Genomic DNA, 21718 nt, shown 5'->3' on the forward strand with positions numbered 1-21718 from the left:
GATGAGTAAATTCTTTTTAAACCGTCATGCGCCGGGCTTGCTGTGCTGGCCTGTGTTGTGGTTGCTGTACAGCCATGAAGCCTGGTGGCACGCTTTATTGGCGCCGCTGGGGGAGGCTGGCCAGCCGGTGCTGTACCAGCGCATCAGCCTGGTCGAGGCGGCGCAAAGCCATGTCCTGATTGTCGCCGCCGCGATGGCCGGCGTGTTGCTGTTGGGCTTGCCGTTGGCGATCTGGGCCACGCGCAGTCGCGGTAAAACCTTTTTACCGCTGATCGCCAATAGCGCGACGATAGGCCAGACCTTGCCGCCGGTGGCGGTGCTGTTCCTGGCCACGCCGATCTTCGGCTTTGGCTCGCAGGCGATCATTTTCGCCTTGTTTGCCTATGGCTTGATGCCGACGGTGCAGGGCGCGTTGACCGGTTTGCGGCAAGTCGATGGCGATATCAAGCGGGCTGCACAAGGCATCGGCATGGATTCGTCGCGGTTGTTGTGGACGGTCGAATTGCCGCTGGCGTTGCCGGCCATCCTGGCCGGTCTGCGCACCAGCCTGGTGTTGTCGGTCGCCACCGCGTCGCTGGCGCCGATGGCCGGCGGCGTCAGCCTCGGCACGCCGATTGTTTCCGGCCTGGCTGTCAACAATGCGACCCAGGTGATGGAAGGCGCGCTGGCCGTCGCGTTGCTGGCGATCGCTTGCGATTATTCGATGCGCGTGCTGGAACGTTGCCTTACGCCATGGCGCTGAACGGGAGTTGCTAATGAAAATGGAAAATCCGATGGTCTTGCTCGATGAAGCGGCGCTGGACTGGCGCGCCGTGGTCCGCGTGGCGCGCGGCGCGCCACTGGCCTTGAGCCCGGCGGTCCGGCAACGCCTGCTGAATGCGCGGCGCATCGTCGAACGCATCGTCGCCGATGGCGTGCGCGCATACGGCATCAATACCGGCCTCGGCGCCTTGTGCGACCAGGTGCTGCAGCCGGCGTCGCTGGCTGAATTGTCGTTGAATACCTTGAAAAGCCACGCTTGCGGCGTCGGCGACGCGTTGCCGGATGAGCTGGTGCGCGCCATCATCTGCGCCCAGGTCGCCAATTACAGCCATGGCAAATCCGGTATCAGCCCGGAGCTGGTCGATGGTTTATTGGCGCTGCTGAATCTCAACTTGATCCCGCTGGTGCCGTCGCGCGGTTCGGTCGGCTACCTGACCCATATGGCGCATATCGGCTTGCCGCTGGCTGGTTTGTGGCAAGTCCGGATCGAGGGCAAGGTGATCGACGCCAAGGATGCGCTGGCCGATGCGGGGCTCAGCCCATTAGTGCCGGGCGCCAAGGACGGCTTGAGCCTGGTCAACGGCACGCCGTGCGTGACCGGCCTGTTATGCGTTGCCTTGCATCATGCGGTGCGGCTGCAAAAATGGGCCGACATCATTGCCGCGATGAGTTTTGAAGCGCTGCGCGGCCAGACCGCCGCCTTCGATACCGACGTGCTGGCGCTGAAACCGCATGGCGGCGCGCAAATCGTCGGCCGCAACTTGCGCGCCTTGCTGGCTGGCAGCACGGTGCTGGCTGCCGCGCAAGGCATTCGCACGCAAGACGCGCTCAGTTTGCGCGCCGTGCCGCACATCCACGGCGCCACCCGCGACCAGGTCGAGCATGTTGCGAAGCAAGTTAATACCGAGCTGGCCTCGGCCACCGACAACCCGCTGGTGCTGGGCAGGCCCGACGATTACCGGGTGCTGTCGCAAGCCAATCCGCACGGCCAGTCGATGGCCTTCGCGGCCGATTTGCTGAGCATTGCGCTGGCCGAACTGGGTGGCGTTGCCGAGCGGCGCATCGACCGGCTGGTCAATCCATTGGTCAGCGGCTTGCCGGCCTTCCTGGTGGAAAACAGTGGTCTCAATTCCGGTTTGATGATCGTGCAATACGTCGCCGCATCGCTGGTCGCCGAAAACAAGGTGCTGTCGCAAGCGATGGTGGTCGACAACTATGTGACGTCGGCCTTGCAGGAAGACCATCTGAGCCTGGCCACGCCGGCCGCGCTGAAAACCCTGCAAGTGATCGCCAACACCGAACGGATACTGGCGCTGGAATACCTGGCGGCAGGACAGGCGCTGCAATTTTATCCGCTGGCATCGCTGGCGCCGGGCACCCGTGCCGCGCTGGCCGTGCTGCGCGAGCACGTCGATGCTTACACGCAAGACCGGATACTGGCGCCGGACATCGCGGCGGCCACCACGCTCATCCAGCGCGACGACGGCATCCGCCGCATCGAAGCGCTGCTGGACATCAGGCTGTAAGGCACGATTACGTCACCAGGGAAGCACGGCCATATGGGATCATCAGTATTGACACATGCACGTTCGGAATACATCGACGCGGAACAGCATACGCATATTTCCAGCGAACGGGGGCGCCGCTTGTGGCTGGCCGAATGGCCGACCTGGCTGTTGATCGTCGTCATTTATAGCGGCTGGTGCGCGACGCTGGCCTATTGGAAGCAGATCGGTCCGCTGCCCGGCACCGCGCTGATGATCTGGTGGTGCGCCTGGTATATGTCGCTGCAACACGAATTGATCCACGGACACCCAACGCCATGGCCCTGGCTCAACCGGATCTTCGGTTATGCGCCGCTGACCATCTGGTACCCCTACCGGCTGTACCGCGACAGCCATTTGCGGCATCACGTCGACTTTCATTTGACGATGCCGGCGCTCGACACCGAAAGTTATTATGTGTCGCCGGCAACCTGGGCCACGATGAGCAAGCCGATGCAAAAGCTGCACTGGTTTAACAAGACCTTCTGGGGCCGCATGCTGGTCGGTCCGGCGCTGTCGATAGGCGGCGTGTTCAGTGCAGCGATACGCCAGCCCTTGCGCGGCAATTGGCAAGACGTGCCGATGTGGCTGATTCACTTTGCCATGGTGGCCGTTTTGCTGTGGGCGATCCATGCGCTATTCGGCATGTCGCCGTGGTATTACATCGTGGCGATTTCCTATCCGGCGCAGTCGATCAACAAGATCCGCTCGTATTATGAACACCGGCCGGCGCAAGACCACAAGCAGCGCATCGTCATCAACGAGGCGGGTCCGGTATTCAGTCTGTTATTCCTGAATAATAATTTGCATCTGGTGCATCATGACTTTCCATCGCTACCATGGTATTTGATCCCGCGCGTGTACCAGGCGCGGCGCGCGGCCTACATACGGCGCAGCGGCGGTTTTCATGTCAACGGTTATGGCGAGTTGATGCGTCGTTTCGGTTTTAGCGCCATCGATGCGCCCGTCCACCCCCATATGCCGGAATAAGCTGATGACCTGGAAAATTGCCTTGCCTATGTATAACGTGTCGGTACCGGTGCGCGACGTTTATGAAGCCGTGCTCGACACGCTGATCGACGCGTTGCGGGCCGGCGGCTGGATCGGCCAGGTCGAACTGCAACGTCAACCGCTATTGCCTGACAGCTGGAAAGACCCGGATTTGTTGTTCAGCCAGACTTGCGGTTATCCGTATATGACGCAATTGCAAGACCATGTGCAACTGCTCGCCACGCCATGCTACGCCGTGGCCGGCTGTAGCGGCAGCGATTATTCGAGCGCCATCGTGGTGCGCAGCAATGGTCCGATCAGCAGCCTGGCCGACGCGCGCGGGCACATTGCCGCGGCAAATGATCCCGCTTCGAACAGCGGCATGAATGTGTTGCGCCATGCGGTCGCGCCGCTGGCCCGCGATGGCGGCTTCTTTGGCGGCGTGACATGGTCGGGCAGCCACGTTGCCAGCCTGGGGCTGGTGCGCGATGGCGCGGCCGATATCGCGGCGGTCGATTGCGTCACCTTTGCCTATTTGCAGCAAGAAAATCCGGCATGGCTGGAAGGGCTGTCCATCTTGCAGTACTCGGCGCCGTCGCCGGGCTTGCCGATGGTTGCCGGCAAAAACGTGCCGCCAGCAGTGCTGCGCCAATTGCGCCAGGCTTTGCTGGAACCCGGCCCGCGACTGGCGCAATTGATGCAATCGCTGCATATCAGCGGGTTCCAGCATCGCCCGCATCAAGATTACGCGCGTATCATGCAACTGGAGCGCGAGGCGCGCGAGCACGGCTATCCCGCGCTGGTGTGAGGCCGGGATGTTGCGGGCTCAGCCGGCGCGCCGGTCCAGCACGATAAAACCGTCGCCATCGACGCTGGCCACGATGGTGTCGTAACTGGCGATCGTCGCGTGCGGCGTATCGATCGCATGGGCGTGGGTGGCGGTGACCACCATCACGTTGGCGCCGGCCGCCTGGCCGGCCAGGATGCCGACGGTTGCGTCTTCAAACACCAGGCAATCGGCGGCGTCGACGCCCAGCTTGTCGGCGGCCAGCAGATAACAATCGGGATGCGGCTTGCCGGCGCTGACATCTTCGCCGGTGACCATTACCTGCGGCAACGGCATGCCGGCCGCCCTCAAGCGCTCGATCGCCAGGGCCCGCGGCGCCGACGTGACGATCGCCCATTTGCTGGCCGGCAGCGACTTTAAAAAGTTGGCCGCGCCGGCGATTTCGATAATGCCTGCCACATCGATAATTTCCGCCTCGGTAATCCACAGCGCTTCGGCGTGCGGATCGACGTTGGGCAAGTTCAGCTTGGCGATGGTGTCCACCCCGCGCGCGCCGTGTATGGTCGGCAAGAACGCGGCCACATCGAGGCCATGGCGGGTCGCCCACTGGCCCCAGATGCGTTCGGCCGCGGCGATCGAGTTGATGATGGTGCCATCCATGTCGAACAGGAAGGCGCGGTAGCGGTGGTTGATGTGCGATGGGGCGTGCTCAGACACGTGATTTCCTTCAAGGCATGGTGCGATGGCCGGCGGCCAGTGCATGCCTTGACGATTCTAAATCAACAGCTCGCTAAATGAAAGCTTGAGTCCGCCTGACGAGTATCACCCCGGCGCCAGTTTGCGGGGCCGGCCGCCTTTTAAGCCATTTTGGCGGGATGCATGGGCTTTTGCCGCACTATTGCTGCTGCCGTTGCGTACGGCAGCCAAACTAAGCGCCATCGCCATCAACGGCTTGCTGGCAGAGACCAGGCCGGTGATGGACATATGCAAATCGCGTTCATCGAGGCACAGCGCGGTTCCGCTCAGGCCCAGCGTCATACGTTTCAATTCCGCATCGCTTAAGTCGGCCAATTCCACATAGTTTTTTGTGGATAAGGCCAGCGCATTGTCATCGGCGAAACCGATCAACAAGCGTTTTTGCTCTGGCAGATAGTGTAGCGTCGTCGCTTGCAATGGCGCAGACTGTTCCCGCGAACGTACAATGGCTTGCTGTAGGATTGCTTCAGTCACAGGCTCATCGATGTGACTGCGTGCCTTGATGGTATTCATAGCGCGATCTCCAAATGGTTGGGTGGCCCGGATAATTGCAAGACTGTGATATAGAATTTTTCGTTAAAGCTCGCCATTTGAATGGTCCGTGTGCCGAAAAAACTGCTTCTGACGTTGACCACGGTTTCCTTGCCGACATCCCACATCTGATTGTCGAGGCAGACGCTGCCGGTGCTGCGCCACCACTGTTCGCGCGCCTTGCGCAAGTTGGCGGCCTGCAGCAGTACTTGGCGCAAATCTTCCAGTACGGCGGCAGTGGGCTGATTCTTGGCCGGGCTGACATCCCATAGTTGCACATCGTTATGCCAGTAACTGAAACGGAAACGTGCCTTCCATTTGTCGGCCCCGACATGCACATGCGGTGGGCAATGTTCATCGCGGCTTAGCACGACAAGATCGTATCCTTTGTGAGAGCAGATTTTCATGGTAACCTAACTGTTAGGTTTTTCAAGTGTTTTATACAAAGATCTTCGCATTACTCTTTTTGATGATGCCTGATCCGCACTCGAGGCAGTTTGATCTGTCCGGGAGATCGATGGCGCTTTATGCCGCTCTTTGCCGGCTGAGTGCGCTGAAGGCCGAGGCCGAGGCCGATACGATGCAGGCGATGGCCAGCCATTGCACCAGGCTCAGGTGCTCGCCCAGCACCAGCATGCCGGCCAGCGCGCTGACGGCCGGGGCGGCGCTGCTGAACATGCCGAATACGGCTTGCGGCAAGTTGCGCAGGGCGAAAATTTCCAGTGTGTACGGCACCATGCTGGATAACACGGCGATGGCCAGTCCGGTCAGCGCGATGCCGGGCGCCAGCATCGCCGCACCGGAGTAGGCGATGCCCAGCGGAACCGTGAACAGCGACGCGGCCAGCATGCCCCAGGCAACCGCCTGTCCGCCTTGCAAGCTGGCGGCGCGCTTGCCGAAGATGATGTACAGCGCCCAGCACAGCGCCGCGCCCAGCGCATACGCGATACCGGCCGGATCGAGATGGCCGGGGCCGGCCGACAGCGGCAACAGCAAATACAGGCCGAAGGCGGCGCCGGCCACCGGGACCAGGTCGCGCGGCCGGCGCGATGACAGCATCGCCACGGCCAGCGGCCCGGTGACTTCAATCGCGACGGCAATGCCGATCGGTATCAGGTTGAAGGCGCGGTAGATCAGCAAGTTCATCAAGCCCAGCACGCTGCCGTACATCAGCAGGTTGAGCATGTCGCGTTGGGCCAGCCTCTGGCGCCATGGACGAAAGATCAGCATCAGCAGCAAGGCGGAAAAGCCGACCCGGTAAGCGGTGATGCCTTCGACGCCGATCACCGGAAACAGTTGCTTGGCAACCGCCGCGCCGAGGTTGACGGAAATCTGGCCGCCCAGCACGGCGAGGGACGGCAACAGGGTATGGTGGTGAGCGGGTGTCGAGTGTGGCATAAGGTGAAATTCTAATATGCCCAACTTGATAAGCCGGGTTTATATTTTTCACCTGCTTGCTGCACGCTACGGAAATTCAGTTCTTGCCCGCTTGCTGCTGCTGGGTGCAGGCGGCGCAGGTGCCATACAGCGACAGCGCGTGTTCGTGCAGCACGAAACCGCGCTCGGTGGCGATTTCGTTCTGGCGCTGCTCGATGCCTTCGTCGACGAATTCATCGACTTTGCCGCACACGGTGCAGACCAGGTGGTCGTGGTGACCGCCTTCGTTCAGCTCGAATACGGCGTGGCCGGATTCGAAATGGCGGCGGAACAGGATGCCGGCTTCGGCGAATTGCATCAGTACCCGGTAGATGGTGGCCAGGCCGACGTCGATTTTTTCAGTCAGCAGGAATTTATAGACGTCATCCGCGCTCAGATGCTTGTTTTTCCCTTCCTGAAACAGCTGCAGAATCCGCATGCGCGGAATGGTTACTTTCAAACCGGATTCGCGCAGTTCTTTCAGAATATCCATTTGTCACCTTGTCGTTGTTGACCGCTGGCGCGGTGATATGATTTCATTTTTGAAAATGATAATCATTATTATTCTCATTTGCAATAAGGAATTGCATTATTTCAGATAAGTAAATTCTGTAGCGCACTATTGCCAATTCATTCAGACATATTTTTTGTCGCACAGAATCTTTTCAAGACTACAATTGATGTCATACGACTATTTTTTAAGACAATGCAAGAGATAAGCGCCTACCTGCTGGCCATCACGCCGGCCTTCGTGGTCTTTGCCGCCTTGCTGCTGGCCGTGCCGGCGCGGCTGGCATGGCTGCGTATCATCGTGCACATCCTGTTTTTCGTGCTGGTCCGCGACGCCATGACGCCGCAGGGATTTTGGCAAGTGACGGCCGGATCGCTGCGTTTTACCGCGCCGGCGCTCACTTTATTGATACTGGCCGCGCTGTCGCTGGCGCTGGTCGTCGTCACCAGCTGGCTGGAACGGGGCTGGAGCGACGGCATCCGCTGGTGCGGCGACAGCGTGCTGCTGTCGCTGCTGCTGGGACTGGGCGGGGCGGCCTTGATCGCCGCGCTGGTGGCCGCTTTAAAACAAGCGTTCGGCGTGCCGTCGCCGCCGCCGCTGGCGGTCAAGCTGCTGCCGGTGATTCTGTTGTTCAGCCTGGCCGGCAACTGCTACGAGGAATTGCTGTTTCGCGGCTTGTTGCAGCAATATTTGCAGCAGCATGTCGCGGCCGTGCGCGCGGCCTTGATCTCGGGCCTGCTGTTCAGCCTGTGCCACGCTTTCCTGGCCACCAGCGTGACGCGGATCGGTGCGCCGGTGCTGGTGTTTACCCTGATCGAAGGCATCGTCGCCGCGCTGGTGTACCTGCGCGCGGGATTGCTGGGCGCGGTGCTGGCGCATGGCCTGGCGATCTTTATCCTGGCGGCCCGCCTCGTTTGACTGCTGCTATCATCGCGGTATTGATCATTTAGCCTACTGCGGGAATCCGATGCCGTTAAGTCCTTACCTGAATACCCATCCACTGCTGGGCCAACGTATCTATGTGCATGATTCGGCCCAGATCATCGGCGACGTGCAGATCGGCGACGACAGCTCGGTCTGGTGTAACACCGTGTTGCGCGGCGACGTCAACCGCATCGTCATCGGCCATGGCAGCAATATCCAGGATTTTGCCATGGGCCACGTATCGCACAAGAACGCGGCCAGGCCGGATGGTTCGCCCTTGACGATCGGTAATGACGTGACCATCGGCCATTCGGTGATCTTGCATGGCTGCACCATCGGCGATGAGTGTTTGATCGGCATGGGCAGCATCGTCATGGACGACGTGGTGGTGCAGAAAAACGTGATGCTGGGCGCCGGTAGCCTGGTGTCGCCCGGCAAGGTGCTGGAAAGCGGTTATCTGTATCTCGGCCGCCCGGCCGTCAAGGTGCGTCCGCTGACGCCGGAAGAAGTGGCTTACCTGAAATACTCTGCCGAGCATTATGTGCGCGTGAAGAATAACTACCTGTCAACGTGCCGCTGATGTGCTGTGTGCGGGCCGATCAATTTTAGGGATCGTCATGAGTTTTCCGTTTGAACGTGCAGAGCCTGAGTATTTCGAAAAAACCGTCGAGTGGTTGTATGTAAAGAACTACCTGGACTTGTCCCTGACCATCGCGGCGCCGCTGGCCGGTACCAAAGAAGCGGCGGGAGATGTGCTTTTGTCTTTTGAGCAAGCCACATCCTGGTGCCTGATCGAATTCAAGCGCGATCGTGGATGCTTTTCCGCCGAGCGTGAAAAATATCCGGTGTTTGGCGCGGAAAAGTGGTTCAAAAAGATAGACTACGCTCAGAAAAAAGCCGGCTATATCAGCAGTTACAATCACTTAATCGATTCTTTTGTCAATCAGGATGGCGATCAGCCGCATATCTTTGTATATGGTCAAGTCAGATATACGTCCAGGGCGCAGGGGCTGCCGGGCTTGCTCGCGTTCGCCAAATCGGCGACCGGCCTGGTACGCCAGAATGGCGCCAGCGCACTGGTGCCGCTGATGAACAGGCAAATCAAGACGCTCTTCAAGAAAAGGCAGACCAAGGCACAAGTGTCTCGCTTGAATCGCCCCTATATCGCCTTGCGTGCCGAAACTTACTGGAATGATGAGTGGCCGAATTTCAAGTTGCCAAATGGCCTATCCAAAGCTACCGCTGTTGCCAAGGACATCGATATGCTCATGATAGGCAAGACGCATACCGCCGCCCAGCCAGCGTTCGATGCCTACCTGACGGCGCTGGTTCTGGCGAAGGGCAGCGATCCGCAAAGCGGCGGCCTGGAATATTCAATGGTGATGGCGCTCAACGACACTGGCGCGACGGGCGTCATGACGTTTCGGGACTACCTCAAATATCGCAGCATGGTATTTGATTTTCCGGAAGAAAAAGAACTGCAGATAGGGGCGAGCATCACCCGGTCGCAATCGCCGAAGCGCTGAGCAATACATCGCCTGCTGACAGGCCCTCAACAGCGTGAATCTGCCTTGTTCGTCGTCGCATTGGCTGGCCATGCGTCCTCCTCACGCCTTGCCCACGCTGCTGATGAGCAGCCATCCGGCGACGCTCTCTGCTGGGATAGGTTCTTAGAGCCTATCCCAGTAGATGAATACGCCCTCTTCTGGCGCTCCTCAGGAACGGGGACTGCGTTGATCGTCGTCGCGTGGCTCGCCACGCTTCCTCCTCACGCCTGGTCCGCGCTCCTGATGCGCGGCCAGAACAAGACGCTCACTACTGGGATAGGCTCTTAGCGCCGTTTATTCGTCTTGCAGTGTTGCTTCCAGTAAATCTATTTCGCGCAACAAACGCAGGTGGATCGTGTCGTCGAGTTCGCCGGCCATGCGGCGGCGAAACAATTCATCGCGTTCGACGCCCAAGGCGTTGAGCCGCAGCTTGCGCTCGAACTTGACCAACTGCAGGGTACGCGCCGCTTCGTCGTTGCTGCTTTCGCCGTACGCGACACGGCGCCGGTAGCTGTCGATCAGGCGGCTGGCGGCTTCTTCGTGGACTTGTTTTTCCGGGTCCTTGGCGCCCAGGCCGGCGCAACAGTCTTCCAGGTGGCGGATGGCCGCATCGGCCGCCGCGGCGCGCGCATTGCGTTCCTCGGTCGAGCGCTGCAGCGGCGGCGCGAACACCAGTCCCTTGGTCAGCAAGGGCAGCGCTATGCTGGCCAGCAACATCGACATCAAGATCACGCCCATCGCCAGGAAAATCACCAGGTCGCGTGCCGGGAAACGTTCGCCGTTCGGCAACAGCATCGGCAAGGTCAGGATGCCGGCCAGCGTCAGCGCGCCGCGCACGCCGGCGAACGAAGCCACCAGCAGCAAGCGCATGCTGGGGCGGCGCAAGGCGCTGCCGTCGTGACGGTTCTTGAACAAGGTCACCTTCATCGAAATGAAGACCCAGCAAAAGCGCAGGAAGGTCAGGGCGATGGTGATCGCCGCGACGAACATCGGCAATTTCCAGCCGCTGCCGGAGCCGATGTCGCGCGAGGCGACTTGCAGGCTGGCGATGGTGGCGGGCAATTGCGCACCCAGCATTACGAAGATGACGCCATTCAACACCAGTTGTACCGTATCCCAGACCGCCTTGCGCTGGGTGCGGGTGGCGGCCAGCGGGCGGCCGATCAGGTCGGCGTAATGCATCGACACGCCGGCCGTGGCGGCGGCCAGGATGCCGGAACCGTGGATTTGCTCCGCCCCCAGATAGGCGGCGAACGGGATCAGGATGCTGATCAGGATTTGCAGGCCGGGCTCTTCGCCGACCTGGCTGACCACCCATTTGTTGGTCAGGCCGACGCCCCAGGACACGGCCAGGCCCATCAGCACGCCGCCGCCGGCTTCTTGCAAAAAGCTGAAGGACGCGGCGCCGATCGAAAACTTGCCGGTCATCGCGGCGCCGACCGCGAACGTGAAGCAGACCAGGCCGGATGCATCGTTGAGCAGCGATTCGCCTTCGAGGATATGCATCAGGCGCGGCGGCATCGGATTGCCGGCGGCGATGGCCGATACCGCGACCGGATCGGTCGGCGACAGAATCGCGCCCAGCGCGAAAGCCACCGCCAGCGGCACGCTGGGGATCAGCCAGTCGATGAAAAAGCCCATGCCGGCCACGGTAAACAAGACCAGGCCGATGGCCATCATCAGGATCGGCCGCGCATCGCTGAAAAATGCGCCTTTCGGAATGCGCCAGCCATCCAGGAACAGCAGCGGCGGAATGAATAGCAGGAAAAATACTTCCGGGTTCAGCGGTAAATGCATGCCGAACATCGAGGCCAGCCCGGTGCCGCCGGCGATCTGTATCAGTGGCAAGGGTAGCGTGACCCAGCGCAAACGCGCGATAAAGCCGCACAGGACGACGGTCAGCACCAGGGTGAGGATGATGGTTACAGTATGCATGAAGTGGGGAATCCAGCGGTGATCGATATTGCGGAAGCAAATTATAAACGCCGCCGGGATGGGCTGTGCGACTATCCCGGCATCGTATGGTGCTCTGTGCCGTCAACAGGATATGGCCGCGCACGGCAGACCAGGATGGAAAGGCGCGGCGGCGATTCTGCTTGTACAATGGACTGCAACTTGTCGTGTTTTTCCTAGTCAAATTGTCAGGAGGCCGCATGGATCAGGAACTGGTCAGCATCACCACGGACGATATACACCTGGAAGGCGTACTGCAGTTGCCAAACAAGCCCATGGGGATTGTTTTGTTTGCCGGCGGCATAGGCCAGGATGGCGACGTGCTCAGTTCGGGCAACCATGCGCTGGCCAGCTATCTGCGCGAAGCCGGCATTGGCACGCTGCTGCTGGATCTGTTCAGCACGACGGCGGTGCAGGATTATTACACCCGCTTCGACCTGACGCTGTTGACCCAGCAACTGGACAAGGCGCTCGACTGGCTGGCGCGCCACGGCAATCCTGGGAAAGTGCCGCTGGGACTGTTCGGCGCCGGCACCGGTGCGGCGGCGGCCTTGCAATTGGCGGCCTGGCGCGGCACCGGCGGCAGCATCGCCGCGCTGGTGTCGCGCAATGGCCGGGTCGATATCGATGGGCGGCAAACCCTGGAAAAAGTCCGCGTGCCGACCTTGCTGATTGTCGATGGGAATGATCGCGGGGTGGTGGATGTCAACCGCATGGCGTTTGGCGCCTTGCCATGCGATAAACAGCTGGAGTTGATACCCGGTACGCTGGACGACCGCGCCATGCTGCAAGCGGCGGCGTTGCCGGCGCGCGAATGGTTCACCCGGCATTTCGCCGGGCGGACCATCGATTGGCAGTGACGCGCCGGCGCGGCATCAATCTGCCTTCAGATTCTTGCCGTGGAAGCGCAAGTGGTCTTCGATAAAGGTCGAGATGAAATAATAACCGTGGTCGTAGCCCGCATGGCGGCGTAGTTGCAGCGCTTGGCCGGCGCCTTTGCATGCCGCTTCGAACGCTTCCGGGTACAACTGGTCCGGCAGGAATTTATCGGCCAAGCCCTGGTCGATCAGGATGCCGGCAGGGAAGGGGGCGCTTGATCCTGCCATCAGGCTGCTGGCGTCGTATTGCGCCCAGCTTGCCTGATCCTGGCCCAGGTAGCCGGAAAACGCTTTCTTGCCCCAAGGGCACAGGGTCGGTGCGGCGATCGGGGCGAACGCCGATACCGAGCGGAACAATTCCGGATTGCGCAAGGCCAGCACCAGTGCGCCATGGCCGCCCATCGAATGGCCGAAAATGCCGACCCTGGCCGGATCGACCGGCAATTCCTGTACCACCAGTGCGTGCAATTCCAGCAGGTAGCTATACATCCGGTAGTGCTGATTCCATGGCGCTTCGGTCGCGTCGACATAAAAGCCGGCGCCGGCGCCAAAATCCCAGGCATCGGTTTCGCCGGCAATACCGGCGCCGCGCGGGCTGGTGTCCGGCGCGATCAGGATCAAGCCCTCGCTTGCCGCGACGCGTTGCGCGCCGCCCTTGATCATGAAAGTTTCTTCGGTGCAGGTCAGGCCGGCCAGATAAAACAGGGCCGGTAATTTTGCACCGGCCTGCGCCGCTGGAAGGAAGACCGAGAAACGCATCGGCAAGCCGATTGCGCGCGCATCGTGGCGGTAAAAACGTTGTACGCCGCCAAAGCAGGCATGTTCACTAAGTAATTCCAGCATACATTCTCCTATCGAATCCGCCAGTATAGCGGCTGGAACACGTGTGCAGCCCTGTTACTATTTGCAGCAGGAAATGTTAGCTTGTCGCCAATAAGACGGCCACCATCGGCAGCACCCGTTCGGACGATACTTCCGCCTTGAACGACAGCAAGTCGTCGGCGCGGGTCTTGCCGATATTGATGGCGGCCACCGGCTTGCCGGATGCCGCCGCCATGCGGCACAGCCGGAAACTGGAATACACCATCACGGACGAACCCACTACCAGCAAGGCGCTGGCGCCGGCCATTTTTTGTTCCGCTGCGTCGGCGCTGCTGCGCGGCACGCCATCGCCGAAAAACACCACGTCGGGTTTCAAGGTGCCGCCGCAGTGGATGCAGTGCGGCACGCGAAAGGTGTCGAGCCACGATGGCTCCAGGTGCGCATCGCCATCCGGCGCCGCCGCGGCATGGGCCAGTTGCGGATTGTCTTCGAGCAAGAGATCCTGCACCAGGCGGCGCGTAAAAGTGCGCAGCAATCCAGGCACACCACTGAATGTATGCTGCCATGCAATTCGGTGACCTGGCGGCTGCCGGCGCGCTGGTGCAAGCCGTCGACGTTTTGCGTGACGAGGGACGCCACCCGTGCACCAGCTTGCAGTTCGGCAATCGCCAGATGGCCGGGATTCGGTTGCGCCCGCGCCAGCGCCGGCCAGCCGACCATGCTGCGCGCCCAGTAACGGCGGCGCACGGCTTCGTGGCGGCGGAAGTCCGGCCCCTGTATCGGCGGGTTGCCGCGCCGCCGGCCGTCCTTGTCGCGGTAATCCGGGATGCCCGACGCGGTGCTGATGCCGGCGCCGCTCAGTATCAACAAGTCAGGATGGCGTTCGACGAAGTGGGCCAGGCGTTCGGCGGCTTCATGTTCCAGCGTAGCAGCAAGCATGTTCTTCTTCATCCAGCAGAGGCAATGCCGCCATGCTACCTGAAATCAGCTATCAGACGCCTTTGCTGCGTTGCAAATAGAGCGGCAGCAGGCACCAGATGAACAAGATGATCGTCGCGATCAAGCCGCTGGCCAGCAAGCCTGCCGTAGCGCCGGACACTTCCGAAATCACGAGATTGGTGCCCAGCACGAATGCGACCGCCAGCGACAGCGCTCCCGCGACAAGTTGCTGGTTTGCCACTCGCTTGAAACGGGCGCGATTACTCAGGGGCCACATCCAGCGATGCTGGATCGCCGGCGCACTCAGGAATATCAAACTGAGCAGCGAGAAAAAGAAGGTGGCGAGAAAGACGTATTTTTCAGCCTGGATAATTTGGCTGAAGCCGCCGTTGAATGGCAGGATAATCAGAAAGGCGGTCAGCATTTGTGCACCCGGCAAGAGAATGCGCGCTTCGCTGAGCAAGTCCGACAAATCGCCGCCATCAGGCGGCGCATCCTGGCGGGTGCTTGGATCGCGGATATCAGACATGGCTTGCCCCTCGTATGACGACACCGTGTCATTATACGAGGGCATGGCTGGCCGCCGCGCCACCTTACGCCAGCTTCATGCCAAACCGTTGCGGCCGTGGCCGCCAATGATCCAGCATGTCGGCCGACACCAGGATACGCTCGGCGCGGCCGATCAGCAAGGCGCGCGGCACCAAACCGAAGACGCGCGAATCGCCGCTATTGTCGCGGTTATCGCCCAGCATCAGATAATGATTGGGCGGCACCGCCAGCGCGGCGAAGTTTCTTGGCGCATCGACTTGCGGCAGGAGTTAAATCCGGTGCTGCATTGATGACCAACCGTTCGTCGCGCATTTCCACGGTGTCGCCAGGCAGCGCGATCAAACGCTTGATCAGGCGCTTGCCATCCTTCGGCGACGAAAAGGTGACGATGTCGCCCCGTTGCGGCTCGCCGGTATGGGCCAGTACGATGTCCGTCAGCGGCAGCTTGACATTGAAGGCCAGCCGGTTGACGAATACCACGTCGCCTTCCAGGCTCGCGATGTATGAAGAGCAATTATATCGGTCCGCAATCGACAAAGGTAACAGCCGTGTGCCTGCCGCCACCGGCCTGAATGAACCCGGCTGCGGATCGCGCTCAGCTCCAGATCTCGGCTTCGGTCCAGCCCAGTTCGGCAAAGTCCGGCGCCCGCTCATCGGCTTCGCCCTCGGAGAAAAATGCATCGAGCTGCGGCGCTTCCACCCGGGTGCCGGCCAGCATTGCATGGACTTGGCCGCGATGGTGGGTTTGATGCTCGAACAAGTGCGCCAGCAAGCGGGTGCGGGTGTCGCGCTGGATGCTATCGGTGCGCAAGATGCTGACGCGGCGGCCCAGTTCGTCATCCTTGATTTGCCGGCAATAGGCGATCAGGCGCTGGTCGCTGTCCTTTTGCGCCGCCTGCAGTGCGGCGCAGGTGGCAAACGGTTGCTCGGGCTCGAAAAATACCTGGTAGCGCGGATGCGGCATGCTGCCGCGCAGTTCGCGTTCCAGTGCGTCGATGTAAAACCAGTCGGTCGTCAGGATATGATTCAGCGTGGCCTTGATCGACGGGAAAAAACCGCTGCGGGCGGCGTCGAATTCTTGCTGGTTTAATAGGGCGCAAACTTTCAGCAAGCGGTGGTTGGCCCAGCCATTGTTGTAGGCGCAAGTCAGCAAGTGATGGGAAAGCGGGTTGTGCATGATGGACGTTCTCGCTATGGAAATGGAAGAAAGCGATTTCAATGACTGTGTTTATGTACAGTCTATCGATTTGACGGCAGCTTGCCAGAAAAATCTGGCCATCTTTTGCGCTATTCGACCATCGCTGGTTTTTTAGAGTGACAGCGCCCTCTGTTTCAACTGTCCTTTCAATATCTTGCCGGTCGCCGCCGCCGGCAAGGCATCCATGACGATCAGCGTTGACGGGCATTTATAGGGCGATAGCCGTTGCGCCAGATAGGCGTGCAATTCCTGCTGCGTGACCGGGTGGCGCGGATCGCATTCGACGAAGGCGATGATTTCTTCATTGCCATCGGCGCCGGGCGCAACGTCGATGCCGTTGTGATCGACGATGCGCACTTCGACGCCGGGGATCGCCAGGCCGACCGAGCTGTCGTGGCGCGGCGCATCGAGCCGGGTCTGGCTGATGGTCGGTCCGCTTTCCGTCAAGCTGTAGCCATTGTGCAGCGCTACGCCGAGCAGGGTTTCGACATCCCGTTTCAAACTGGGCGCCAGCGGCGCGCCGCCGGCATAGGCGAAGCGCAAATCGGTTGCCAGCGGCGTGCCGGGCCGGCCCGGTTTTTCCAGCAATCTGGCGTACATCGCCGGCACGCCCTGCAAGATGGTCAGCCGGTCTTCCTTCAATGCGTGCAGCAGCGCATCGGGCGTGTAGCGCCGGGCCAGGTACAGGCAGGCGCCGGCGTACAGCGTGCCCAGCATGACCGAGGCCAGTCCATACACATGCGATATCGGCAACACGCCATAAGCCCGGTCGGCCGGGTTCAAGCCGCGCAGCTTGCTCGATACGGCGGCGACGAACAGCAGGCTGCGATGGCTCAGCATCACGCCTTTGGGATGGCCGGTGGTGCCGGTGGTGTCGATCAGCGCCGCCACCTGTGCGTGATTCGCGGCATATACCGCTTCGGCGCCGCATGCCTGGTTTAGCGGACCGATCAGCAAGTCGCCGAAGGCAGTGCGCGCCGGCAGCGCGCCGTGGCGCAGGCCATGGGCCGCGGCTTCGGCCGACCAGGCGCCAATATAGAGTACCCGTCGCGCGCCGCTGTGGCCGAGTATGGTATCGACTTCGGGCGCCAGACAGGCGCGCGTTGACATTGACGATCCACGCATCGATGCTTGCCGCCGCGAACGTCAGCATGACTTGCGCGGCGCAGTTTTCGGCGACCACCATCAAGCGGTCGCCGGGACGCACGTCCAGCCGCAGCAGCAGTTGCACCGCCGTATCGACTGCGTTGGCCAGTTCGGCATAAGACCAGCTGCGGCCGTTGTCGTGCAGCGCCGGCGCTTGTGGCGTGTGTTGCACCCAATGATGGAGAAGCGCGCTGATGCGTGCTGGCAGGGTGTTGATGGTTGCTTGATCGCGTATCATCTGTTCTTTGCCCGGAGCGGCTTGTGTTGCCGGCCAGCGCCACCTTGCGCGGGCCGGAATGCAGCCGAAATGATACAGGGCATACCATCTCCTGGAAGGGAAATCCCATGCGACGCATGCTGTGCAGTTTGTTATTGACGACCTTACTTACTGGAACGGCCGCGGCCCACGCCGTGCCCGATCCGGCTTATGTGACCCAAAGCATTACCGTCTCGGGGCAGGTCGAGCAGGGGTTGACGCTGACGGTGCAAGACTTGCGCCAGTTTCCGGCCCGGCAAGTGACCGACGTGCCGTCGGCCGGCAAGGGCGGCGCCGACATGGGCAAGTCGCGTCATTTTAAAGGCGTGCTGCTGCGCGACATACTGGACCAGGCGAAGCTGGCCGCGCCGACACACAATGATGCGAAGAAATTGTATATCGTCGCCACCGCCAGCGACGGTTACCAGGCGGTGTTTTCGTGGGGCGAGATTTTTAATGCGCCGCTCGGCGATGGCGTGCTGGTGTTGTATGAACAGGATGGCAAGCCGCTGGACGATGGGGAAGGCAAGATTGCCATGATTTCAAGCAAGGATACGCGTACCGGTCCGCGCCATGTCAAATGGCTCAAGAGCATCAGCGTCAGGAAAGTCGCCGATTAACGATCAAGCGGCTGTCATCCATTCAAGTCTTGACGTCGATCACGCTGCCCAGCGCCTGGTCGGCGGACTTGACCACATTCGCCGACAACTGCGCGCCCAGCTTGTAGACCAGGGTATTGTTCACTTCCTGGTTCAGGTTGACGCCGTTTTCCTTGGTTTCCGGGCCGTTGATGCGGTTGAGATTGTTGGCGGCCAGGTTGCGGCCTTCGACCGACAAGGTGACGCCGCTGCCGGCTGGACTGCTTTCCTGGAACGACGCTTGTTGCGCCTTGAGGTTGGCGGTATTGGCGTTGGCGATATTGTGGCCGGCCACATCCAGCGCGCGCTGGTTGGCGCTGATGCCGGACACGCCGGCGCTCAGCGGGCCTGAAATAGTAGACATGGTGTCTCCCTTCACGAATCGTCAAAGTATACACCGGTCCTGGATCAGAAGTGTATGTGCGAAGCAATAATTAATGCTATCAAGGCAAGCATTTCGATGAAAAAAATAATGCCAGACGCTATTATTTTGACCTTGCCTTCAAGAATATAGATGCCTAGAATCAAAGGCTTGCACATGCTTGCCTGATTCGGAGCGCATCATTTTCACGCCCTTGTTTCTTCGCCGCCACCTTGTTTTATTGGCTCTCTGCCACGGATTGCCGGCCGCGTCGCTGGCGCTCGACGCCCGGGTGAATGAACAGATCATCATGGTACCGGCCAGCCAGGGACGGGTGGCGCTGGAAACCACCTTGTTCCGTCCGAATGGCGATGGACCATTTCCCTTGTTAATCATTAATCACGGCAAGCAGGCCGGCGATCCGCACGCCCAGCGGCGCGACCGTTTTATTTATATGGCGACTTCCTTTGTGCGGCGCGGTTATGCGGTGCTGGTGCCGATGCGCACCGGCTTCGCGCAGTCGAGCGGCACCTATGTCGGGCATGGCTGCGACATGACGGCCAACGGCAATGCGCAGGCCGACGATATCGTCGACGTGGTCAATTATGCGCGGCGCCAGCCTTGGGCCGATGGCGAGCGCATCGTCGTGGCCGGGCAATCGTATGGCGGCTTGGCGGCCGTGGCGCTGGCCGCGCGGCCGGTGCCGGGGGTGCGCGGCGTGCTCAATTTCGCCGGCGGCTTGCGCGACGACGACCACGGCTGCGACTGGAAGTCGGCGCTGGCCAAGGCCTACGCCAATTACGGCGCGCACAATCGCATCCCGAGCCTGTGGCTGTACGGCGCCAACGATTCCTATTTCGCCCCGCAACTGGTGCAACGCATGTATCGTTCCTTTACCGGTTCCGGCGGCGGCGCCAGCCTGTATGCTTACGGACCCTATAAAAACGACGCCCACGTGATGCTGGCCAGCCGCGATGGCGAGGCGGTGTGGCGCGCGCCAACCGAGCGTTTCTTGCAAGTTATCGGCATGCCGACCGCCGATATCTATCCTGTGCCGGACACGCCGGCGCCGCCGAAAACCAATTTTGCGCCGCTGGACGATATCGCCGCCGTGCCGTTTCTGCCGGACCGTGGCCGCGACGCTTACCGTGATTTCCTGGCCAGGCGCACGCCGCGCGCATTCGCCGTGTCGCCCAGCGGCGCCTGGGGCTGGGCCGAAGAGGGCGAGGAACCGGACAGCCGTGCCGTGGCCGCTTGCCAGGCCAGGAGCAGCCAGCCTTGCCGTTTATATTCGGTTGACGATGACGTGGTGTGGCCTGAAAACAGCGCCAATCATACGGCGGTGGGACGCACCGAATAAGGCGGCTGGTTCGCGGATTGTTCTCATCCATCAAAAACGGGTGCCATTCGGTATAATCGCGATAGGCCAACCCATCAATCGAGAACAATAACTTATGGCTTCATCACCGGAAAACCTCAGCATGGCCGTGTTTTGCGACTTTGAAAACGTCGCTCTCGGCGTGCGTGACGCGAATTACGAGAAGTTCGATATCAAACCCATCCTGGAACGTTTGCTGCTGAAGGGCAGTATTGTCGTCAAGAAGGCGTATTGCGACTGGGATCGCTACAAGAGTTTTAAATCCACCATGCACGAATCGAATTTCGAATTGATCGAGATTCCGCACGTGCGCCAGTCAGGCAAGAACTCGGCCGACATCCGGCTGGTGGTCGATGCGCTGGACCTGTGCTACACCAAGTCGCACGTCAACACCTTTGTCATCATCAGCGGCGATTCCGATTTTTCGCCGCTGGTGTCCAAATTGCGCGAAAACGCCAAGCAGGTGATCGGCGTCGGCGTCAAGCAATCGACTTCCGACTTGCTGGTGGCGAACTGCGACGAATTCATCTTTTACGACGACCTGGTGCGCGAAAGCCGCCGCACCGCCGCCAAGCGCGATGCGCGGGAAACGCCGGCCGCCAAGCGCACGCCGGACGAAGAAAACCGCCGCAAGGAAAAGTACGAGTCGCGCAAGACCCAGGCCATCGACATGGCGGTCGAAACCTTCGATGCGCTGGTGTCCGAACGGGGCGACAGCGGCAAGATCTGGGCCTCGATGCTGAAGGAGGCGATCAAGCGGCGCAAGCCCGATTTCAGCGAATCGTATTACGGCTTCCGCACCTTCGGCAACTTGCTGGAAGAAGCGCAGGCGCGCGGCTTGCTGGAATTCGGCCGCGATGAAAAATCCGGCGCGTATGTTTACCGCAGCAGCGCCGCGGCCGTGGCCGCCGAAGTTGGCAACGAGCCGGTGCTTGCCTTGTCCGACGCGGCCGACAGCATGGAAGCGGTCGAAGCGGACGAAGTCAACGGCAATAAACGCGACGCGCGCGATGGCCGTGAAGCGCCTGAAGTCAATGGCAATGTGCTTGCCAGCCATAATGCCGGCAATGGCGGCGGCAAGCGCGAATCGCGCCGCAATGGGCGTGGCGGACGCAAGCAAAACGATTTCAGCCGCCAGGAGCGCGGCAATGGCAATGGCAACGTTGCCGAAGCGGCGCAGCCGGTGCTGCCGATGGAAGAAGCGCTCGACTTGCCAGCGCCTGAGCTTGCCGCTGTTGTGGAAACGGACAAGGGCCAGCAGCGCAGCGCCAATGCGCGCCGCAATGGACGCGGCGGGCGCAAGCCGGCGGAAGCGGGTGCCGCTTCCGGCCGCGAACGGCAAGCCAATCAGCGCGGCAATCGCGGCAATGCCCCGGCCGAGACGGTCGAGTTGGTGGCAGTCGTCGCGCAGCCGGTGATCGAGACAGTAGCGCCTGTCATCGTCGAGCTGGCGCCGGAGGAAGCCAAACCGGCCGCCAAAGCCCGCGCCGCGCGCAAGCCGGCGGCCAGGAAGGCCAAGCCGGTGCCTGACGCAGCGCCAGCGGCGGTGCCGGAAGCGCCAGCCGCAGTGGTCGAGCAAGCGGTCGTCGCGACCGAAGAAACGGCCGCCAAACCGGCCCGCAAGCCGGCCGCGCGCAGCCGTACTCCGCGCAAGAAAGCAAGCCCGTCCGACGCGGCATAAACACCGGCGCCGCGGCCGAACCAGCCGATGCCGGCAACGCTAGCCTGCGTTGCCGGCATGGTTAATTGCGTCGGAGCAGTTCGCTTAGCCCTCTTCGTGGCGTATTTCTGATACGCCGCAAACTCCCTTCCTTCCATCAGCGTATATCTTG

The 21718-nt window shown here is 61.0% G+C and carries 23 protein-coding genes and 2 pseudogenes; 11 read left to right on the forward strand and 14 right to left on the reverse strand.

Features of this window, described 5'->3' with window-relative positions:
* Position 1 precedes the first annotated feature (1 nt).
* From GJA_RS08215 to GJA_RS08230, 4 genes are read left to right on the forward strand one after another with little or no spacing between them, the layout of a single operon-like run.
* On the forward strand, positions 2 to 742 hold the full coding sequence (locus tag GJA_RS08215; protein WP_038490843.1) for an ABC transporter permease: 741 nt from the start codon (positions 2 to 4) through the stop codon (positions 740 to 742).
* Positions 743 to 755: 13 nt separating this feature from the next.
* Positions 756 to 2288 (forward strand): HAL/PAL/TAL family ammonia-lyase, encoded by a 1533-nt coding sequence (locus tag GJA_RS08220; RefSeq protein ID WP_197539786.1) that lies wholly within the window; start codon positions 756 to 758, stop codon positions 2286 to 2288.
* 48 nt (positions 2289 to 2336) lie between these two features.
* Entirely contained in the window at positions 2337 to 3296 is a 960-nt protein-coding gene (locus tag GJA_RS08225; protein ID WP_242404483.1) for a fatty acid desaturase, read from the forward strand.
* 4 nt (positions 3297 to 3300) lie between these two features.
* The gene (locus GJA_RS08230) at positions 3301 to 4104 is read left to right on the forward strand and encodes a phosphate/phosphite/phosphonate ABC transporter substrate-binding protein (protein ID WP_038490849.1); all 804 of its coding nucleotides are present in this window, start codon (positions 3301 to 3303) and stop codon (positions 4102 to 4104) included.
* Between the two features lie 18 nt (positions 4105 to 4122).
* Here the strand turns inward: GJA_RS08230 and GJA_RS08235 are convergent, their stop codons facing one another.
* The 5 genes from GJA_RS08235 to fur form a co-directional block, all read right to left on the reverse strand.
* Positions 4123 to 4800 carry an HAD family hydrolase gene (locus tag GJA_RS08235; protein WP_038490852.1) on the reverse strand — a complete coding sequence of 226 codons (678 nt, stop codon included), beginning with the start codon at positions 4798 to 4800 and terminating at the stop codon, positions 4123 to 4125.
* Positions 4801 to 4905: 105 nt separating this feature from the next.
* On the reverse strand, positions 4906 to 5352 hold the full coding sequence (locus tag GJA_RS08240; protein WP_038490854.1) for a DUF2442 domain-containing protein: 447 nt from the start codon (positions 5350 to 5352) through the stop codon (positions 4906 to 4908).
* Positions 5349 to 5777: a hypothetical protein gene (locus GJA_RS08245; protein WP_038490857.1), complete on the reverse strand. Its 429-nt coding sequence runs from the start codon at positions 5775 to 5777 to the stop codon at positions 5349 to 5351. Before GJA_RS08245 ends, GJA_RS08240 begins: the two co-directional genes overlap by 4 nt.
* A gap of 118 nt (positions 5778 to 5895) precedes the next feature.
* The gene (locus GJA_RS08250) at positions 5896 to 6768 is read right to left on the reverse strand and encodes an EamA family transporter (RefSeq protein WP_038490860.1); all 873 of its coding nucleotides are present in this window, start codon (positions 6766 to 6768) and stop codon (positions 5896 to 5898) included.
* A gap of 76 nt (positions 6769 to 6844) precedes the next feature.
* Positions 6845 to 7279, reverse strand: coding sequence for a ferric iron uptake transcriptional regulator (gene fur / locus GJA_RS08255; RefSeq protein ID WP_038490863.1), 435 nt, complete (start codon positions 7277 to 7279; stop codon positions 6845 to 6847).
* A gap of 213 nt (positions 7280 to 7492) precedes the next feature.
* Here fur and GJA_RS08260 point away from each other — a divergent pair, with 213 nt between their 5' ends.
* The 3 genes from GJA_RS08260 to GJA_RS08270 are packed head-to-tail and all read left to right on the forward strand — an operon-like array spanning position 7493 to position 9747.
* Positions 7493 to 8215, forward strand: a complete 723-nt coding sequence (locus GJA_RS08260; RefSeq protein ID WP_038490866.1) for a CPBP family intramembrane glutamic endopeptidase — start codon at positions 7493 to 7495, stop codon at positions 8213 to 8215.
* A 49-nt stretch (positions 8216 to 8264) separates the two neighbouring features.
* A complete protein-coding gene (locus GJA_RS08265; protein WP_038490869.1) occupies positions 8265 to 8801 on the forward strand; it encodes a gamma carbonic anhydrase family protein in 537 nt (178 codons plus the stop codon).
* A gap of 37 nt (positions 8802 to 8838) precedes the next feature.
* Positions 8839 to 9747, forward strand: coding sequence for a hypothetical protein (locus tag GJA_RS08270; protein WP_038490871.1), 909 nt, complete (start codon positions 8839 to 8841; stop codon positions 9745 to 9747).
* A gap of 315 nt (positions 9748 to 10062) precedes the next feature.
* Here GJA_RS08270 and GJA_RS08275 read toward each other — a convergent pair whose 3' ends face one another.
* Positions 10063 to 11703, reverse strand: coding sequence for a Na+/H+ antiporter (locus tag GJA_RS08275; protein WP_038490874.1), 1641 nt, complete (start codon positions 11701 to 11703; stop codon positions 10063 to 10065).
* Positions 11704 to 11921: 218 nt separating this feature from the next.
* Here GJA_RS08275 and GJA_RS08280 point away from each other — a divergent pair, with 218 nt between their 5' ends.
* On the forward strand, positions 11922 to 12581 hold the full coding sequence (locus GJA_RS08280; protein ID WP_038490876.1) for a dienelactone hydrolase family protein: 660 nt from the start codon (positions 11922 to 11924) through the stop codon (positions 12579 to 12581).
* 15 nt (positions 12582 to 12596) lie between these two features.
* Here GJA_RS08280 and fghA read toward each other — a convergent pair whose 3' ends face one another.
* The 7 genes and pseudogenes from fghA to GJA_RS08310 all read right to left on the reverse strand — a co-directional run bounded on the left by fghA (position 12597) and on the right by GJA_RS08310 (position 17491).
* Positions 12597 to 13442, reverse strand: a complete 846-nt coding sequence (fghA, locus tag GJA_RS08285) for an S-formylglutathione hydrolase (RefSeq protein WP_038490879.1) — start codon at positions 13440 to 13442, stop codon at positions 12597 to 12599.
* 76 nt (positions 13443 to 13518) lie between these two features.
* Complete coding sequence (locus GJA_RS28580; protein ID WP_339325652.1) at positions 13519 to 13797, reverse strand: Sir2 family NAD-dependent protein deacetylase; 279 nt, start codon at positions 13795 to 13797, stop codon at positions 13519 to 13521.
* Positions 13794 to 14360, reverse strand: coding sequence for a Sir2 family NAD-dependent protein deacetylase (locus tag GJA_RS08290; protein WP_339325653.1), 567 nt, complete (start codon positions 14358 to 14360; stop codon positions 13794 to 13796). Before GJA_RS08290 ends, GJA_RS28580 begins: the two co-directional genes overlap by 4 nt.
* A gap of 52 nt (positions 14361 to 14412) precedes the next feature.
* Positions 14413 to 14889, reverse strand: a complete 477-nt coding sequence (locus tag GJA_RS08295) for a DUF6328 family protein (RefSeq protein ID WP_038499145.1) — start codon at positions 14887 to 14889, stop codon at positions 14413 to 14415.
* A gap of 64 nt (positions 14890 to 14953) precedes the next feature.
* A pseudogene (gene lepB / locus GJA_RS26590) lies at positions 14954 to 15455 on the reverse strand (signal peptidase I).
* 49 nt (positions 15456 to 15504) lie between these two features.
* The gene (locus tag GJA_RS08305) at positions 15505 to 16086 is read right to left on the reverse strand and encodes a DinB family protein (RefSeq protein WP_038490882.1); all 582 of its coding nucleotides are present in this window, start codon (positions 16084 to 16086) and stop codon (positions 15505 to 15507) included.
* Positions 16087 to 16218: 132 nt separating this feature from the next.
* Positions 16219 to 17491 (reverse strand): annotated as a pseudogene (locus GJA_RS08310) (class I adenylate-forming enzyme family protein).
* 134 nt (positions 17492 to 17625) lie between these two features.
* Between GJA_RS08310 and GJA_RS08315 the strand changes: the two are divergent.
* The gene (locus GJA_RS08315) at positions 17626 to 18129 is read left to right on the forward strand and encodes a molybdopterin-dependent oxidoreductase (protein WP_242404484.1); all 504 of its coding nucleotides are present in this window, start codon (positions 17626 to 17628) and stop codon (positions 18127 to 18129) included.
* A gap of 22 nt (positions 18130 to 18151) precedes the next feature.
* Here the strand turns inward: GJA_RS08315 and GJA_RS08320 are convergent, their stop codons facing one another.
* The gene (locus GJA_RS08320; RefSeq protein WP_242404485.1) at positions 18152 to 18511 is read right to left on the reverse strand and encodes a flagellar basal body protein; all 360 of its coding nucleotides are present in this window, start codon (positions 18509 to 18511) and stop codon (positions 18152 to 18154) included.
* A 256-nt stretch (positions 18512 to 18767) separates the two neighbouring features.
* Between GJA_RS08320 and GJA_RS08325 the strand changes: the two genes are divergently transcribed.
* Both GJA_RS08325 and GJA_RS08330 read left to right on the forward strand, forming a co-directional pair.
* A complete protein-coding gene (locus GJA_RS08325) occupies positions 18768 to 19868 on the forward strand; it encodes a dienelactone hydrolase family protein (protein ID WP_242404486.1) in 1101 nt (366 codons plus the stop codon).
* A 94-nt stretch (positions 19869 to 19962) separates the two neighbouring features.
* Positions 19963 to 21567, forward strand: a complete 1605-nt coding sequence (locus tag GJA_RS08330) for an NYN domain-containing protein (protein WP_038490893.1) — start codon at positions 19963 to 19965, stop codon at positions 21565 to 21567.
* The last annotated feature ends 151 nt before the right edge of the window (positions 21568 to 21718 follow it).

The sequence above is a fragment of the Janthinobacterium agaricidamnosum NBRC 102515 = DSM 9628 genome, from assembly GCF_000723165.1.
In the GTDB taxonomy this organism is placed as follows: domain Bacteria; phylum Pseudomonadota; class Gammaproteobacteria; order Burkholderiales; family Burkholderiaceae_D; genus Janthinobacterium; species Janthinobacterium agaricidamnosum.